This is a genomic window from Bacillus sp. 7_6_55CFAA_CT2, from assembly GCF_000238655.1.
Lineage (GTDB): Bacteria > Bacillota > Bacilli > Bacillales > Bacillaceae_G > Bacillus_A > Bacillus_A cereus.
In genome coordinates this window covers 115093-131945 of the sequence record NZ_JH414710.1, presented here as the reverse complement: position 1 = coordinate 131945, position 16853 = coordinate 115093, and the positions used below count along the sequence as shown (strand labels likewise).

Genomic DNA, 16853 nt, shown 5'->3' with positions numbered 1-16853 from the left:
AACGTACGCTTTTTATAAGACAAAGATGCCCTATATATCCGTACGGGTTGCGTAATGATATGAATGTTCTCTGCCATTTAACAGAGCTAAGCCCATTACATTTACGATTACAATCATTACGCACACCCCCTTCATTTATTTTCCATTTATAATCTTACAACTTTATTGAGTATTCTGTCAATTGTTTTTTCACACTTCAAATAAAAATATACGATACACCATTTTGAAATAAGAGAATGTTCTGTAAGAAAGGGCATACAAAATAAAAAAGGAATAAGAAATCGTTTTCACAAACATTTCATTTGAAAAATGTTATCAAACCCCCTACAATCACCTTATACTCACTCTTACAAGTTGCTATTTTAGGAGGACTAATCATGACAACTAGCAATACGTACAAATTTTATTTAAACGGAGAATGGAGAGAAAGCTCTTCAGGAGAAACAATCGAAATTCCATCTCCATACTTACACGAAGTAATTGGACAAGTACAAGCAATTACTCGCGGAGAAGTGGATGAAGCAATTGCATCTGCAAAAGAAGCTCAAAAATCATGGGCTGAAGCTTCCCTACAAGATCGCGCAAAATACTTATATAAATGGGCTGATGAGCTCGTAAATATGCAGGATGAAATTGCCGATATCATTATGAAAGAAGTCGGTAAAGGATATAAAGATGCGAAGAAAGAAGTTGTTCGTACAGCTGACTTCATTCGTTACACGATCGAAGAAGCTTTACATATGCACGGAGAAAGCATGATGGGCGATAGCTTCCCGGGCGGTACAAAATCTAAACTTGCGATCATCCAACGCGCACCACTTGGTGTTGTATTAGCAATCGCACCGTTTAACTACCCAGTAAACTTATCTGCTGCAAAACTTGCACCAGCATTAATTATGGGTAACGCTGTTATTTTCAAACCAGCAACTCAAGGTGCAATTAGCGGTATCAAAATGGTTGAAGCACTACATAAAGCTGGCCTTCCAAAAGGTCTTGTAAACGTAGCTACAGGACGCGGTTCTGTAATTGGTGACTACTTAGTAGAACACGAAGGCATCAATATGGTATCGTTCACAGGTGGTACAAACACAGGTAAACATTTAGCGAAAAAAGCTGCAATGATTCCACTTGTATTAGAACTTGGCGGGAAAGACCCTGGTATCGTTCGTGAAGATGCTGACTTACAAGATGCTGCAAACCATATCGTAAGCGGTGCATTCTCTTACTCTGGTCAACGTTGTACAGCTATTAAACGTGTACTTGTACACGAAAACGTAGCAGACGAGCTTGTTGACTTATTAAAAGCGCAAGTAGCGGAACTATCAGTTGGATCTCCAGAGCAAGATAGCACAATCGTTCCATTAATCGATGACAAGTCTGCTGACTTCGTTCAAGGTTTAGTTGACGACGCTGTTGAAAAAGGTGCTACGATCGTTATCGGTAACAAACGTGAGCGTAACTTAATTTACCCAACATTAATCGACCACGTAACAGAAGAAATGAAAGTTGCTTGGGAAGAGCCATTTGGCCCAATCCTTCCAATCATCCGCGTTTCTTCAGATGAGCAAGCAATTGAAATTGCTAACAAATCAGAGTTCGGCTTACAAGCAAGTGTCTTCACTAAAGACATTAACAAAGCATTTGCAATTGCTAACAAAATCGAAACTGGTTCTGTTCAAATTAACGGACGCACAGAACGTGGCCCTGACCACTTCCCATTCATCGGTGTAAAAGGTTCAGGTATGGGCGCACAAGGTATTCGTAAGAGCCTTGAGTCTATGACACGTGAGAAAGTAACAGTATTAAACTTAGTTTAATCTTATAAAAAGAAGCTGATCTATAAATAGATCAGCTTCTTTTCTATATAAATACTTCCGAAAAACGGAGTATTTCGTTCTATTTCCGATTTGGTTTTCCAAATCGAACTAAAACATGCCATAATAATTTTAATTCCTGAAGCACTTCTTCATAAGTTCCACGATCACTCCAAGATAATGGATTGCGTTTCAAATCCACTACAACAGAGCCAATTATATTTGCATCGATGCAATGATTCCGTGCAATGCGTCTTGCTAAAGATGGCATTTTTGAACCTCTAAAATCCATCGGAACTTCGTCTACCATAAGTACAAAACCGATGTGCCAATACAAATCAATCGCATACTTCAGGCAAATTTCTTCTAAAACTCTTCCTACATCCGTACCCTTAAATGAAGGATCTGCAACAAGCACCTCTACGTCTTCTTTAAGAGAAATCTCTCCATGAATTTGCGCTTCGATATAATGATTAAGATTACGGGCTGGCTCTTTATCTGCGAAATCTATAAACGGTCTTTCCAGGTTATCCAGCAAATGATGAATGAGTCTTGTTGGAGTCAAATTCCCTTCACCAATTGCAAATTCTCTTACAAATGTCTCTTCCAAAAGAGCAGCTAAAATCATATCAAACTCCTCATAAGTCCCCTTTTCTTTCGGATCTTGATGCGAATCTAAATACGTATATGTAGAGCGCGAAGAAACTTTTGGAGATAAGAGAAAATAACAGGATCCAAAACGCGGAGCCGGCCCATCTGGATGTAACATTAAATTTAGCGCTCCATATTTTGGCCGTTGATCATTCGTTACGCCTTCTAATTGATATGCCCCTCCAAATATTCTCTTTTCCCAAAGGTCACGTTCACCACCAGGATAAGCAGATACGCTTCCATTAGATAGCAATGTTTCAAACTGACTTTTATATATTCCTTGCTCAAACAGTGCTTCAGCAACACTTTTCATATTCGAATCTAGTCTGTCTGGATGAAAGTGTAAAGCAATCCTTGCATGAGATTTTAAATTAGCGACAGCTTCTTCAAATATTTCATCTGTAATATTAGACATTTTAAGTATATGATTAATCGTTCCTTTAGCCCCACGTTTTTCGTTCTCTGCATATTTTGAAATATACTCTAAAGCAAATAATTGAGATCTTAATAATTCCATAATCCAATCTCCCCTTTAATTGAACTGCCCTTAAACACTTCAATTAAAAGCTTATTCTTTCCTTCTTATGAAACGAACCTCATTTATTAAAAAAAGTAATTTACTAAATCTTAATTATGTATACACGCATTTTTCATAGGCAAATGTACACATTCTACAGAAATTTGATACCCTCGCCATCGCTCAGCGATATGTTCAAATGATAAAACAAATCCCGTTGTAAAAAAGCGATGCTTCGGATTCAGATTGTCAGACAAAATTCCTTTGTGCTGTAAAATGGTACTTAACTCTATCGCTGTTTCTTCTGCAGAACTAATAATCGTTACATCTTCTCCTAACTCACTTTTAATCACAAACTCTTCTCTATAATCTGATTATTACTATATCCATTGACGTATAAAAATTCATTTGTTACTCTTAAAGACGTTAATTTAATATTTAAATCCTCATTCGTATCTCGGTGAGGTAGAGGTTGCAATCATTAAGAGTATCATTTCAGGAGATGTAGTGGCATTGATGAAGGAATGAGAAAGGAATGGTTGCCGAAGTAAGTCGTGTCCACCATGCACGCTTGCTGGGTCTGCATTTAATAAGTGCAGAACTGTCACAAACGTTTCGTTTGTGGAGAGCTATCGAGAGGTATGTCGTGGGTTTCTTATAAGATAGAAAGCATGTAGCGGCAGATTACGTGCTTTTTTTGTTTTGTTTGGGACTTCTCTTCCTGACTCAGGAAGACATACATATCTCCTCGCTTGACTTGGTTATACTAACTTTGGAGGTATTTTTCTATGCAACAAAAAAAATGGGGCTTTTGGGTACTAACAGCTTTCGTTGTCGGTAACATGGTTGGCGCTGGTATTTTCATGGTACCAAGTACGTTGGCACAAACAGCAAGCCCACTCGGTGTCACTTTAGCTTGGTTAACTACAGGGTTTGGTGTTTTAATGCTAGCTCTTGTTTTCGGTAATTTAGCAATTCGTCGTCCTGATTTAACGACAGGGCCACAAAGTCATGCATATGCTTTATTCTCAACACCAAAAAAGAAAAAAATGGCTGGCTTCAGTATGGTATGGGGATATTGGGTTGCAAACTGGGCAAGTAACGTTGCCATCATTACATCATTTGCGGGATATTTATCACTCTTCTTCCCAATTATGAAAGATACGCGACTACTATTTTCAATCGGCTCGTTTAACGTAGAAGTCGGAAAACTAATTACATTTACGATTTGTTCCATCTTACTTTGGGGAACTCATATTATATTAACAAACGGTGTAAGCGGAGCTGGAAAACTAAACTTCTTAGCAACAACAACGAAAGTAACTGGATTCCTTTTATTCATCGTCGTTACGTTATTTGCATTCGAAGCTTCTAAGTTTGGACAATGGTACACACCGATGATTGATAAATCAGGTGCATCACATGGTCTTCTTTCACAAGTAAATTTAGCTGCTCTTACAACGCTTTGGGCGTTTATCGGAATTGAATCAGCCGTTCTTTTATCAAACCGTGCTGTTTCTCCAAAAACGGTAAAACGTGCAACAGTTGCGGGATTACTTATTACAGTTGCGATTTACTTAGGAATCACAATTTTAACAATGGGTGTACTTCACGTTGATAAATTACAAGCTTCTGAACGTCCATTAGCAGATGCACTAAATGCTGCAATGGGTCATGGCGGCGGGAAACTGATGGCATTACTTGCTCTTACTTCCCTGTTCGGTTCTATCTTAGGCTGGATTTTATTAAGCTCAGAAGTACCTTATCAAGCAGCAAAAGAAGGTTTCTTCCCTTCCTTCTTCACGAAAACAAATAAAAAAGGAAGTCCAATTTACTCATTACGATTAACAAACATTATGTCGCAAGTATTCCTATTCTCAACATTATCAGGAACCATTGCGGAAGCTTATACATTCGTTATTACCGTATCAACACTGGCCTACCTCATTCCATATCTCGTTTCACCAATCTTCCAGTTAAAACTAGTCGCAACTGGTGAAACATATAAAAATGAAATGCGGGCAAGAATTACAGATGGCATAGTCGCAGTTATCGCACTTTGCTACGCACTATGGGTTATTAAAACTGGCGCATCCGATATAAAAACGTTCCTTCTCGGAATTGGTTTATTCGTAATTGGATTTGCTTTCTATCCATTAATGAATCGTGATCAGAAAAAAAATAACAAAAAGAAAAACGGGCAAGTTGCATAACGCAATTTGCCCGTTTTTTCTTTTGTAAAACATATATAATAGAACAAAGAGGTGAAAAACATGTCAATCGAATCGCTATGGAGCAGTCGCTTCCAACAACATATTCAAAATATCATTACATACTTTGCACGTATGATTAACGGTTTACTATATAGCTTTATCTTTATTTCATGCGTTGGTGCATATTATTATGCTCAGTTTCTAAAAGCATCTCCTTCTAAAGGAATATCTTTAATAATTATAACGATTGTACTTACATTCATTATAACGAGATGCCCTATCCGTACATTTATTCAGAAACCTGATGCTGTCTATTTACTAGCACTAGAAGAGAAATTAACATCTTATTTCAAAAAATCTCTTCTATACAATTACATCATTCAGCTTTTCCCATTGTTATTTACGTTCCTTATTCTCGTTCCACTTGCTATGCAATCATTACAATTAACTGTACCTTTTTTATGTACAATCTTTATCGTGTTAATGATTACGAAAGCCTGGAACATGTACATACATTGGATGTGGCGTGATAGTCACGAAAAAAATATATGGCTGATCATTCGTATTACTTGTAACGCCCTAATCATTTACATGCTGTTTTATTCCGCAAATGTTCTCATATTGGGCGGACTACTCTTACTACTTGCTTTCCTACTTCTATATACGAAAAAACAGCCTACAAAACGAATACCGTGGGATTACATAATTGAGCAAGAAGAAAAAATGAACGTTCGTTTTTATCAATTTGCTAGCATTTTCACAGATGTTCCGCAACTGAATAAACAAGTAAATAAAAGAAAATGGCTTACAAATTGGATTGAACCTTTATTACATAAAAAACGAGCAACTTTCTTCTACTTACATACACTAGCATTTTTACGTGGAAATGATTATTTCGGTATATATATTCGCTTAGGATTGATCGGTGCTTTCGCCTTATATTTCATACCAAATATATACGTAAAAGGTGCTATCACTTACATCGTTCTATATATGATCTCTATGCAGCTTCGTTCACTATGGAAATATTTTTCGGGAAATATTATTGTAGCATTATATCCAATCCATACTGAAGAAAGAATGAAACAATTTCTTAGCTTAATCTTTATATTGCTAAGTATTCAACTCATTGTATTTTCGAGTGTTATACTCATTGCTACAGGTCAATTTTTACATAGCCTTATCATTATGATTGTCGGGTTACTCTGGATCAAATTTATTATTGTACCAAAAACGAAGCAACGCGTTTCTTCGTTTTAACGAAAAGAAATATCTTAAACGCCAAGGAGAAAATAAATTATCCTTGGCTTTTTTATTTTGCTTCCTCAAACAAGAATCACTGAAACAACCGATATTTATGATTTTTACATACAAAAACGATAATACATGTTTACGACCTAATAAAAAGGGTATCTATTAATTAACAGAGTAAAGGAGGGGCCTATATTGTGAATAAAAAAACGGAACAATTGAAGCATCACGTTACTGACAATCAATGCAAACATGCTTTAACAACAAATCAAGGGGTAAAAATAGCTGAAGATGAATTTTCTTTAAAGATGGGCTTAAGAGGCCCAACCTTAATGGAGGATTTTCACTTTCGTGAGAAAATGACCCATTTTGATCACGAACGAATTCCCGAAAGGATTGTTCATGCACGCGGGGTTGGCGCTCATGGTTATTTTCAGCTTTATGAATCTTTAGAAACATATACGAAAGCAGATTTTCTTACTAATCCTTCAAAGAAAACACCTGTATTTGTACGGTTCTCAACCGTTCAAGGTTCTAAAGGATCCAACGACACAGTAAGAGATGTACGCGGATTCGCCACAAAATTTTATACAGATGAAGGAAACTATGATTTAGTGGGTAATAATATGCCAGTATTCTTTATCCAAGATGCTATTAAATTTCCTGATTTTGTCCATGCAGTTAAACCAGAACCACATAATGATATTCCTCAAGGAGCTAGCGCTCATGATACCTTTTGGGACTTTGTTGCGCATAATCCTGAGTCCACTCATATGGTCATGTGGCAAATGAGCGACCGAGCTATTCCGCGTAGTTTACGAATGATGGAAGGTTTTGGAGTTCACACATTTCGACTCATTAACGCAGAAGGAAAAGCCCATTTCGTAAAGTTTCACTGGAAACCTACCCTCGGGGTTCATTCATTAGTATGGGATGAAGCTCAAAAGATTGCCGGGAAAAATCCTGATTTTCATCGTCAAGATTTATACGAAGCAATTGAAAAAGGGGATTATCCTGAATGGGAGCTTGGATTACAGCTAATTCCAGAAGAAGATGAACATAAATTTGATTTTGATATTTTAGATCCAACGAAATTATGGCCAGAAGAAGAAGTTCCCGTAAAATTAGTTGGTAAAATGACACTGAACAAAAATGTTGATAACTTCTTTGCTGAAACAGAGCAGGTAGCTTTTCACCCTGGTCATGTCGTACCAGGTATTGATTTTTCAAATGACCCTCTTCTGCAAGGAAGATTATTCTCCTATACAGATACACAATTATCTCGTTTAGGGGGCCCTAATTTCCATCAAATTCCTATTAATCAGCCCGTATGTCCTTTTCATAATAATCAACGTGATGGCATGCATCAAATGCAGATTCATCGCGGTCAAACAAGCTATCATCCTAATGGATTAAATAACAATCAACCTGCAACCGTCCAAGCCGAACAAGGAGGATATGAACATTATCAAGAAAAGATTGATGGGCATAAAATTAGAGGTCGCAGTAAAAGCTTTCTTAACTTTTATTCTCAGGCTAAACTTTTCTACAATAGTATGAGCCCTATTGAAAAGCAGCACATAAAAGAAGCTTTTTGCTTTGAAGTTGGGAAGTGTAAATCAGACATGGTGAAGGCAAATGTAATTGCTCTTCTAAACCACGTCGATCGTCAATTAGCACAAGAAGTCGCTAACATTATTGGAGCTCCTTTACCTAAGGAAAATCACGAAGTAAATTCAGATGCAAAATCACCTGCACTAAGTATGTCCAATACTATTTTTAAATCTGATTCCAAAAATGTTGCAATTCTATTAAATGGTGACCCAAGCGTCTCACTTCTGTCCGAATGGATTCAAGCTTTTGTACAACACCGAATTAACTATAGCATCATAGATAATAAAATTTATCAGTTCAATGATTCCATTAAAGTAACTGACACTTATACAACAACAGACTCCTCCCTTTTTGATGCAGTATTAGTGTTTAGTAGTGAGTCTGTCATTCAACCCCCTGTTTTAGAATTTGCAGAAACTACTTTTAAACATTTTAAACCGATAGCTCATGTCCTTAGTAATCCTCATGCTTTGGACCATAGTAAGATTAAACTGGATGGAGCAGGAGTTTACAACTTAACAAATACTTCAATTGAATCATTTATAGAAGGCATTGCCCAAGGAAGATTCTGGAGCCGATAATATAATATAAGGAGCGGATTAGAATGAGTAAAAAAATTGCTATTTTAATAACGGATTATTTCGAGGATACAGAATACACAGAGCCAGTAGAAGCTTTTAAACAAAAGGGATATGAATTCACAACTATTGAAATGGAAAAAGGGAAAACGGTACACGGTAAGCAAGGAAAAAGTGAAGTCGTGATTGATAAAAGTATTGATGATGTTTCTCCAGAGAACTTTGATGCCCTCTTCATACCGGGTGGATTTTCTCCAGATATACTTCGTGCCGATGAACGTTTTGTTCGCTTTAGTAAAGCATTTATGGATGCGGAAAAACCTGTTTTCGCTATTTGTCACGGACCTCAGCTACTCATCACTGCACAAACACTTGAAGGACGCGATGTAACTGGATATAAATCTATTGAAGTCGATTTGAAAAATGCCGGCGGGAACTTTCATGACAAAGAGGTTGTCGTATGTCAAAATCAGCTAGTAACAAGTAGACAGCCAGAGGACATCCCAGCGTTTATTGAAGAATCGTTGCGTATATTAGGATAACTAATTGGGTTAACTAACCTTGTATTTACATGAAAATAATGAATCAACTGGTCGTTTACAGGAAATCCGACCACCACAAATAGCAAGATAAATAAAAAGAGGGGAATCCAAAAGTTCAGTTTTAATAATCTTTTGGATTCTCCTCTTTTCTCGCCCAAAAATTCCTTATCACTTTTCATAGGCAGTTCTCATATAGTGAAAATGACTATATAATTCCTATCCATAAGTTAAATAATGATTTCGCACATATATAAATACAAAAGATGGGAGCCCTATTTATGAATAACAATCCACCTTCAACGCCCCAAGACAACTCCGAAAACAATAGCCGTGATATCACACTGCAAACATTAAGGGTCATCGGACTCGTCGTCCTTATTAGTGGTTATATCCTCGTTGCGCTCTCTGAAGTAGGTGAGCTGAAAGTCTTATTAACAAACCCAAATAGCAATCCTGATTTAGCTGAAGTTGATCCGTTTTAAAAGCCATATGAAAAGCGATTTCTAGCATCGCTTTTCATATCGTTTTATCCAATCTGAGAAACCTCCCCCTCATACTTCTCTTTCCCTATCGCCTTCATAAATAGTAAAATACTGCTCATACCAACGATAAAGTACAGAGCACTCATGCCCCAAGATGCAATAAATGAACCTAGCATAACACCTAATGCCCCGTTCATTTTTGCAACTTGAAAGACCATTCCGTTAATCGCCATATAAGAACCTCTTGCCTCATTTGGCACCATATCTGCCATAATAGATTGACGCACTGGCACATACATCATCTCGCCTACCGTTTGGAAAAGCCCTGCAATTAATAAAATCCATAAGCTATTGCTCGTTCCGAGTATTGTAAATCCAATCGTGTAAATAAATAAGCCTACATATAAGATTTTCAAATCGTTGAAGCTTTTCAGCATTTTAATAAGAAGTGCTGAACATAACACAACTAAAATTGTATTCTCTGCAGAAATCCAGCTCAACATGCGAATCCCTGTTAAATCAAACGTAAAACCATTCCCGAATAAAAAGTGAACCGTTTCAAATTCCTTCTGCAAACGTACCCCTAAATAATTATTAATTTGAAACTCTAACGATAATGTACATATACTCGCTGCACAAAAAATTAAAAATGCTTTATCTTTCATCACGACTTTATAACTATCTGCCATATCTTTTAATACATTTTTCTTCTCCATCGTTTTTCGTGCTACATACACTTCTTCCATATACACAGCCATCACATATAAAGTCATAATGGCAACAAGCGTTAATACGATAAACAATTGTAGTCTATAGTTTTCAAATAGTAATCCTCCAAATATCGCTCCAATCGCAATCGATAAATTAATAGCCCAGTAATTAATGCTGTACATCACTTTTCGATTTTCAGGTGTACTCACATCAATTAACATCGCTTCTGTCGCAGGATTCATAAGTCCCGATCCTAAACTATTCACTAACATAAACACAAATGTTAACCACGGTGAGTCAACGTAATCCGAATTCGCAACTCCCATACAAGCAATGGAAATGACTTGTATACTTTGACCGATAATCATAACCTTTTTACGCCCAAGCCGGTCTCCAACATATCCACCGTATAAACCAATTACTAATGAAGCTATGACATTAATAAGTAGTAACGCACCAGCAATCGCACTACCTAACTTTACGGAAAAATAAATCGCCATAAATGGAAAAATCATCGTAGACACAGTACGTGTTAAAAACGATGTTATAATTCTAATTTTTATATTTCGATGCATACTCCAAAATCCCATTGTTTCCCCTCCTTATGCTTACTTATTTTACTTTGAAAAAAAGGAAGAAAAAGGTTAGAATATTCTAAAGAGTTTCCCCTTTTATGATAGAAGGAAGTGTATATATGAAAATTATGGACTATTACATTAGACTAAGACTACATGCACAAGATCAACAACATATGCGAAATAGCTTACAAGAATTAGCGGATGTTTTATATTGCAGTACGAAAAACGTAAAGATTTTATTAAAGAAAATGAGCGAGGAGCAATTAATTAGCTGGACTCCAGGGCGAGGCCGCGGAAATAAAACGGAAATTCTATTTATACATAATTTCGTAGAAGCGATTGAGTCCTATACAGATGAACTGTTAGCCCAAGAAAAATTAAAAGATATCTTTCTTCTTTTAAAAGAACCCCTCCCCCTCGCACTTCAAAAAAAGATAGAAAATAAACTACATCATCATTTTGGATACGAACCCTCAAATGATATGTACGACGTATTAAAGATTCCTATATCGAGAAAGATATTCCCATTAGATCCAGCTTTTGTGGCTGTAACTACAGAGAGTCATCTTACGAGTCAAATTTTTGATACGTTAGTTGTCTATAACGATGTTACTGAAAAAATGGAGCCTCACATTGCGCATACATGGGAATTAAGTGAAGATGGACTTACGTGGACCTTTTATTTACGAAAAGATATATATTTTCACAATGAATCAATTTTAACTTCTAAAGATGTACAGTTTTCATTTGAAAGACTAAAGCAAGTTCAATCCCCTTTCGAATGGTTAACAGAAGAAATTGTTCAAATTGAAACACCATCACCACTGCAAATTCGATTCCATTTAGCAAAACCAAATTTATTTTTCTTACACTATGTAAGTTCAATGCAGCTCGCAATTTTACCGCGTGATACGAGTATTCAAAATCATCATTATATAGGTACTGGACCTTTCAAACTTGCTCATTACTCTGAAGATAATATCGTACTCGAAGCGTTCACCCATTATTTTAAAGAGCGCGCATTATTAGACCGTATTGAATTTTGGGGTATTCCTGACCATGTGCAAATAGATGCTGATTATGAACTACCAAACGAAGAGGAAAATGAAAGGCATGATATACAAATAGAAGAAATAGGTTGTATTTATGCTAGCTTCAACTTTACAAAACCTGGTCCTCATCACGACATTTACTTTCGAAAAGCTTGGAGAGAACTATATGATGTTGAAATGATACTTCGTAACATAGAGGGTAGACGGACAATTGCTGCATCAAGCTTTTTCCCTGATAGAAGCCGCCTTGCAACAAGAAGATCCTACTCTTTAGAAAAGGCAAAAGAGTATTTGAAAAAGAGTACATATAATGGAGAAACGATACATATTTACTTCTTCGCATTTAAAGATAGTGCAAATGATGCATATTTCTTAAAAGAACGATGTGCAAGTTTAGGTATACAAGTAGAGCTTCACCCATTTCCCGTTTCAGATTATATGAATCGCTCTATTGATAAACATGCTGATATTATTTTCATGGGAGAAGTATTTGCTGCCAATCATGAAATTGCATTCTTAAATGTATTTAAAAATAGAAGTTGCTTCGTAAATCGGTTCATGGACCCGCACTACGAAAAACAAATTAACTGTTTACTAGATACATTTTTATTAGAAGAAAATAAAGAAAAGCGCTATGAACTCATGTATGAGATTGAAGAGTTTTTACAAGCAGAACACATCATTTTATTTAACTATCACGTTCTAAAAAGAAAAACATACCCTTCTTCTTTAAAAAACGTAACAATTGATTCATTCGGTTGGGCAAATTTTGCGAAGTTATGGATACAGCCATCCACGTATTAACATGCAAGTTTTTATAAAAGGAGAAAAACCATGAAACGCACCCTAGAAAAAAGACTTTCTTATCTATACACAGGTGAGTTATTTTCAGTCATTACTTTTATTTTCACAAGTTACTTACTTAATTATGCTTATCCTACGTTACATTTATATTCCCTATATTCTTTTTGGGTCTCATTTCTTCTTTTAGAGTTTATCTTATTACAAGGAGTAATTTACTGGTACGTAAAGTGGAAACGACTAAAAAAAGAGAAAACATCTGTTACGCCCATTAGGATGATTCAATATTTAAAAATACTTAAAAAGATAAATATAGCATTCATTATTACGGGATTTATTACGTTTATTATTGATTTTATAATTTGGTATCCTCACTTACCTTTAGGTGGGCTATCATTCACTCTATTTATTTATATTTTTGCATTACTTGAGTACATTAACTATTATCATACTCAGCTTTCATACGATAACATCTCTGATATAAAACATTTAATCAAATCAAAAAAACTAAAACAGTCCTGTATAAGTAAAGATTTTAAACGTATTTCGTGAAAGAGAAGGTACTACCTCCTTAGTAGTACCTTCTTCACATACTATTATTTAATTACTCCATCTAAGTGATCTTTCAAGTTCAATAAAAACTTCTCTATATCCGGATTCTTCACCACATCATAACAAGCAAAACTCTTTAACGGACTCATACCGAGAAACTTTTGCACGCGATGTAAATGACTAAGCGCTGATTCTAAACTTTCTCCTTCAAAGAACTTTGTCTTATCTCCAAATGCTTTTTCAGGTGCATTCCAAGTTGTAGAGAACATATACTCTTTCTCTTTTAATAAACCACCTGTTCCATATTCATCTGCACCTTTAAAGAACAAACCGTATTCATATACTTCATCCATATACGTTTTAAATAAGCCTGGAACACTAAACCAGTAAATTGGTGTTTGATAAATCACAACATCAGCCCATAAAAACTTATCTTGTTCTTCTTTAATATTGTAACCATCTTGAATCGTTGTTGTTTTCACATGATGATTCTCGCCTAATACAGTAACCATATAATCTACTAACGTTTTATTTAATCGTCCTTCCTTTGTACCGTATTTTTCATGTCCATTTATAATAAATATATTTTTCATCGTTTTTCTCTCCCCTATATGATCTACTCTTCAGCTATTAAGCCAAGTTGCTGCTGTAGTGTAAGATTATCTTCTAAATGCCAATCGTCTGTTATCTTTCCGTCTTTCACATGTAAAATATCAATTGCAAAAAAATTAATTTTCTTACCATTATGCGTTCCTGTAAAAGAAAGACGGGCCGTTACTTTATCACCAACAACTAATAAGTCTTCAATCTCGCAATATATATCAGGCACAACTTTACGAAAATTTTGCGCTGCAAACTTTAATCCTTCAATGCCTTGTGGTCGCCCTTTCGGCAATGTATTATCGAAGAAATCTTTAGTAACAATCTGCGGAATAAGTTCCTCCTTACCTGTATCCCAAAATGCATAAAAACGCTGCGCCGCATGAACCATTTCTGTCGCTTCTTTTTTACTTAGTGAGGGATCAATTGTCATTGCTTTTGGCTTTGGCATTTCTTTTAATAACTGAACTTCAGTTTTTTGTTCCACACCACATGCTACAAGCACAATACAAATAACAAACAAACTAAGAAATCCAAGTAACTTTTTTGTCCCCATGGAAATCACCACCTCCTTATATAAATCCTTTTTGTTTCGTATTGCTATTGTATATGCACTAACTTCCTTTATGGAAGTAGTGATATTTTTTTCATATAGTTACCAAAAGTATAGTTTTGTGATACTATAAAGCAAATTCATCTAAAAAAATTTTATGGAGGCTAGTTCCATGAGCAATATAGATCCAGTTGAATTAACGAAAGGTTTACCGGGCATACCTTGTCCTATCGCTAAAACACTTGATGTAATTAGTACAAAATGGACATTTTTAATCATTCGTGATCTTCTTATCGAAGGAACATTACGCTTTAGTGATTTACAAAAATCAATGGATGGGATTAGTCCAAAAACATTATCGCTTCGACTAAAGGAATTAGAATCTCAAGGCATTATAACGAGAAAAGTATATCCAGAAGTTCCGCCTCGTGTAGAGTACACATTAACGGATAAAGGAAAGCAATTAGAGGGGATTTTTATTGAATTAAAACGGTTTGGATTAAGCTTATAAAACAAAAAAGCCTTACCGTTAAAGTGAAGTGAACCCGAATAGTGGTACATGAAAAAATAAGAGTTCATTACCCCGAAGAAGTAAAGTGGAAAGTGATTGAAATGAAAAAGGATGGGTATTCCAATTGGACCATTATAGAGAAACTCGGAATTAAAAATGTTTCCCAAATTAAGATATAGATGAAATGGTATCGTACAGATCAAACGTATCAGTTTCAACAACCTGTAGGAAAACAATATTCTTATGGAAAAAGACCAAAAGAGCTCAGTGAATTAGAATAGCTACGTATAGAAAATAAACACCTAAAAACAAAATTACTTGTATGGGGAAATTATCTAGAAATCGAAAGGGGCTGAAATCAGAAACTGTAGTTACTTTATGGAAAAATTTAAAAACAAAAATAACAGTAAAAGAATTGCGTAACGTATTAGAATTACCCCGTTCCATATTTTATCGCTCATTACAACGAACGGAAGATCTGAAAGATGATATAGGGGTACAGACACATCGCCATCAAGCTAACAGAACAGATTGTCCCTAAACGAAAATTTTGTAGCTTTTTTAGCACGGAAGTTCATTATTATCGTTTTTTATGTTTCTTAACTTGATAGAGGTGTGGTGGATCCCTTTTTTAGAAGTAAATACTTCTAACACCTTGTAGTATTTGAAGATCAATTTTATCTGCTTTTGTCCTTTGAATTATAAAATCTAATCCATTTTTAGTATTGTCCGCATATTTAGGCATTGCTTCAAGTGTATCTGTCAATGGTTTGGTGAAATCGTCCCAGTGTATTGGAATAACAAGCTTCGGTTGTACTTTTCGTACAGCTTGCTCGTAATACATATTTTGGAAATTACTTTCCCGCTTTCCTAATCCCCCTATTCCTAAAAACAGGACATCAGCTCGAATATCATCTAATACACCTTCTATATAGTTAGCACTTGGTTTAACAAGGAAAGTTTTATTATTATACGTAATCAAGTAATCATATGAAGAGTCTTCATGATAATCTAGTGCTTTAGTTGGTTGTTTAAGTGGCTTTTTTATTTTTTCTCCCTCATCAAAGGTTGGTGAATGTTTCGATGGAAGGACAGTAACAGTAAAATCACCAAACTTCATAGCCTTATTTACTTCATATACAGACATCTGGTTCTTATTTATATCACCACCAATACCTATATTAATTGCTGACTCTGAACCATATACATGTGTTCCAGTTCGTTTAGCTATGTAAGCTAAATCAAACGCATGATCATAATGTGTATGTGCAATAAACAATCCCTTAAGTTTATTATTATCAGCCCCTATTTGATTAAAAATTTTATCTACAGTATCTTCGTCTGTTTTTATATTGCTGAACAACATTTTTAGTAAGGATGGCCTAGAAATAAAACCATCAATCATTAATTGTGTATTTCCATCATCAAATAGTAAAGATGATGTTCCTAAAAATGTGACCTTTACCTCACCTTGATTCAATACTTTTTGTGTTGTTTTTGGAGCATAATACTCCTTGTATTGTTGAATATCTGCTGAAGGTGTTAAAAACTTGTAATAAACGAAAATAGAAGTGATTATTACTAGTACTGGTAATCCTATAAAAAACACCTTTAATTTTTTTCTTAATGTGTATTTCAAAAAACATTCTCCTTTCTAGACAAAAGATATTATTATTTGACTGTGCTAAATCCTCCTACTTGAGGTTACCACAAAGTATCTATAAAATTTAAAAAACACCATCCTTTCCTATGATTCTACAGAAAGAATAGCGTATTTTTTCATTTTAGGAGGAATTTTGTTTTGTTAGCTTGATAGCGATGTGGCGGTACCCC

Annotated in this window: 14 protein-coding genes, 2 pseudogenes and 1 riboswitch; of the genes and pseudogenes, 10 read left to right on the top strand and 6 right to left on the bottom strand. The window is 35.4% G+C overall.

Annotation, left to right across the window (positions count from 1 at the left end):
- Nucleotides 1–377 precede the first annotated feature (377 nt).
- Complete coding sequence (gapN, locus tag HMPREF1014_RS16295) at nucleotides 378–1817, top strand: NADP-dependent glyceraldehyde-3-phosphate dehydrogenase (RefSeq protein WP_000213621.1); 1440 nt, start codon at nucleotides 378–380, stop codon at nucleotides 1815–1817.
- A gap of 79 nt (nucleotides 1818–1896) precedes the next feature.
- Here gapN and HMPREF1014_RS16290 read toward each other — a convergent pair whose 3' ends face one another.
- Entirely contained in the window at nucleotides 1897–2982 is a 1086-nt protein-coding gene (locus tag HMPREF1014_RS16290) for a DUF3626 domain-containing protein (RefSeq protein WP_000422026.1), read from the bottom strand.
- A 110-nt stretch (nucleotides 2983–3092) separates the two neighbouring features.
- Nucleotides 3093–3341 (bottom strand): annotated as a pseudogene (locus HMPREF1014_RS16285) (glutamate racemase); the annotation flags it as partial.
- Between the two features lie 99 nt (nucleotides 3342–3440).
- A riboswitch (Lysine riboswitch) is annotated at nucleotides 3441–3622 on the top strand.
- Between the two features lie 148 nt (nucleotides 3623–3770).
- On the opposite strand from HMPREF1014_RS16285, the gene HMPREF1014_RS16280 reads away from it, so the two are divergent.
- The 5 genes from HMPREF1014_RS16280 to HMPREF1014_RS16260 all read left to right on the top strand — a co-directional run bounded on the left by HMPREF1014_RS16280 (nucleotide 3771) and on the right by HMPREF1014_RS16260 (nucleotide 9662).
- The gene (locus HMPREF1014_RS16280; RefSeq protein ID WP_001186303.1) at nucleotides 3771–5195 is read left to right on the top strand and encodes an amino acid permease; all 1425 of its coding nucleotides are present in this window, start codon (nucleotides 3771–3773) and stop codon (nucleotides 5193–5195) included.
- A 60-nt stretch (nucleotides 5196–5255) separates the two neighbouring features.
- Nucleotides 5256–6455: an ABC transporter permease gene (locus HMPREF1014_RS16275; RefSeq protein WP_000021364.1), complete on the top strand. Its 1200-nt coding sequence runs from the start codon at nucleotides 5256–5258 to the stop codon at nucleotides 6453–6455.
- A gap of 188 nt (nucleotides 6456–6643) precedes the next feature.
- Entirely contained in the window at nucleotides 6644–8641 is a 1998-nt protein-coding gene (locus HMPREF1014_RS16270) for a catalase (RefSeq protein ID WP_001036536.1), read from the top strand.
- A 23-nt stretch (nucleotides 8642–8664) separates the two neighbouring features.
- On the top strand, nucleotides 8665–9180 hold the full coding sequence (locus HMPREF1014_RS16265) for a type 1 glutamine amidotransferase domain-containing protein (protein WP_000037532.1): 516 nt from the start codon (nucleotides 8665–8667) through the stop codon (nucleotides 9178–9180).
- A 278-nt stretch (nucleotides 9181–9458) separates the two neighbouring features.
- Nucleotides 9459–9662, top strand: coding sequence for a hypothetical protein (locus HMPREF1014_RS16260; protein ID WP_001063872.1), 204 nt, complete (start codon nucleotides 9459–9461; stop codon nucleotides 9660–9662).
- Nucleotides 9663–9706: 44 nt separating this feature from the next.
- Here HMPREF1014_RS16260 and HMPREF1014_RS16255 read toward each other — a convergent pair whose 3' ends face one another.
- The gene (locus HMPREF1014_RS16255; protein WP_000508238.1) at nucleotides 9707–10963 is read right to left on the bottom strand and encodes an MDR family MFS transporter; all 1257 of its coding nucleotides are present in this window, start codon (nucleotides 10961–10963) and stop codon (nucleotides 9707–9709) included.
- 83 nt (nucleotides 10964–11046) lie between these two features.
- Here HMPREF1014_RS16255 and HMPREF1014_RS16250 point away from each other — a divergent pair, with 83 nt between their 5' ends.
- Entirely contained in the window at nucleotides 11047–12807 is a 1761-nt protein-coding gene (locus tag HMPREF1014_RS16250; protein WP_000569520.1) for an SgrR family transcriptional regulator, read from the top strand.
- 30 nt (nucleotides 12808–12837) lie between these two features.
- Nucleotides 12838–13356: a hypothetical protein gene (locus HMPREF1014_RS16245; protein WP_000831575.1), complete on the top strand. Its 519-nt coding sequence runs from the start codon at nucleotides 12838–12840 to the stop codon at nucleotides 13354–13356.
- A gap of 44 nt (nucleotides 13357–13400) precedes the next feature.
- Here HMPREF1014_RS16245 and HMPREF1014_RS16240 read toward each other — a convergent pair whose 3' ends face one another.
- Complete coding sequence (locus HMPREF1014_RS16240; protein WP_000789178.1) at nucleotides 13401–13949, bottom strand: NAD(P)H-dependent oxidoreductase; 549 nt, start codon at nucleotides 13947–13949, stop codon at nucleotides 13401–13403.
- 23 nt (nucleotides 13950–13972) lie between these two features.
- Nucleotides 13973–14512, bottom strand: a complete 540-nt coding sequence (locus HMPREF1014_RS16235) for an ester cyclase (RefSeq protein WP_000536848.1) — start codon at nucleotides 14510–14512, stop codon at nucleotides 13973–13975.
- A gap of 169 nt (nucleotides 14513–14681) precedes the next feature.
- Between HMPREF1014_RS16235 and HMPREF1014_RS16230 the strand changes: the two genes are divergently transcribed.
- Together HMPREF1014_RS16230 and HMPREF1014_RS31325 are read left to right on the top strand one after the other, a co-directional pair.
- Nucleotides 14682–15020, top strand: coding sequence for a winged helix-turn-helix transcriptional regulator (locus tag HMPREF1014_RS16230; protein ID WP_000065115.1), 339 nt, complete (start codon nucleotides 14682–14684; stop codon nucleotides 15018–15020).
- Nucleotides 15021–15121: 101 nt separating this feature from the next.
- Nucleotides 15122–15513 (top strand): annotated as a pseudogene (locus HMPREF1014_RS31325) (IS3-like element ISBt2 family transposase); the annotation flags it as partial.
- A 138-nt stretch (nucleotides 15514–15651) separates the two neighbouring features.
- On the opposite strand, the gene HMPREF1014_RS16220 reads toward HMPREF1014_RS31325, so the two are convergent.
- Entirely contained in the window at nucleotides 15652–16659 is a 1008-nt protein-coding gene (locus tag HMPREF1014_RS16220) for an MBL fold metallo-hydrolase (RefSeq protein ID WP_000877998.1), read from the bottom strand.
- Between the last annotated feature and the right edge of the window lie 194 nt (nucleotides 16660–16853).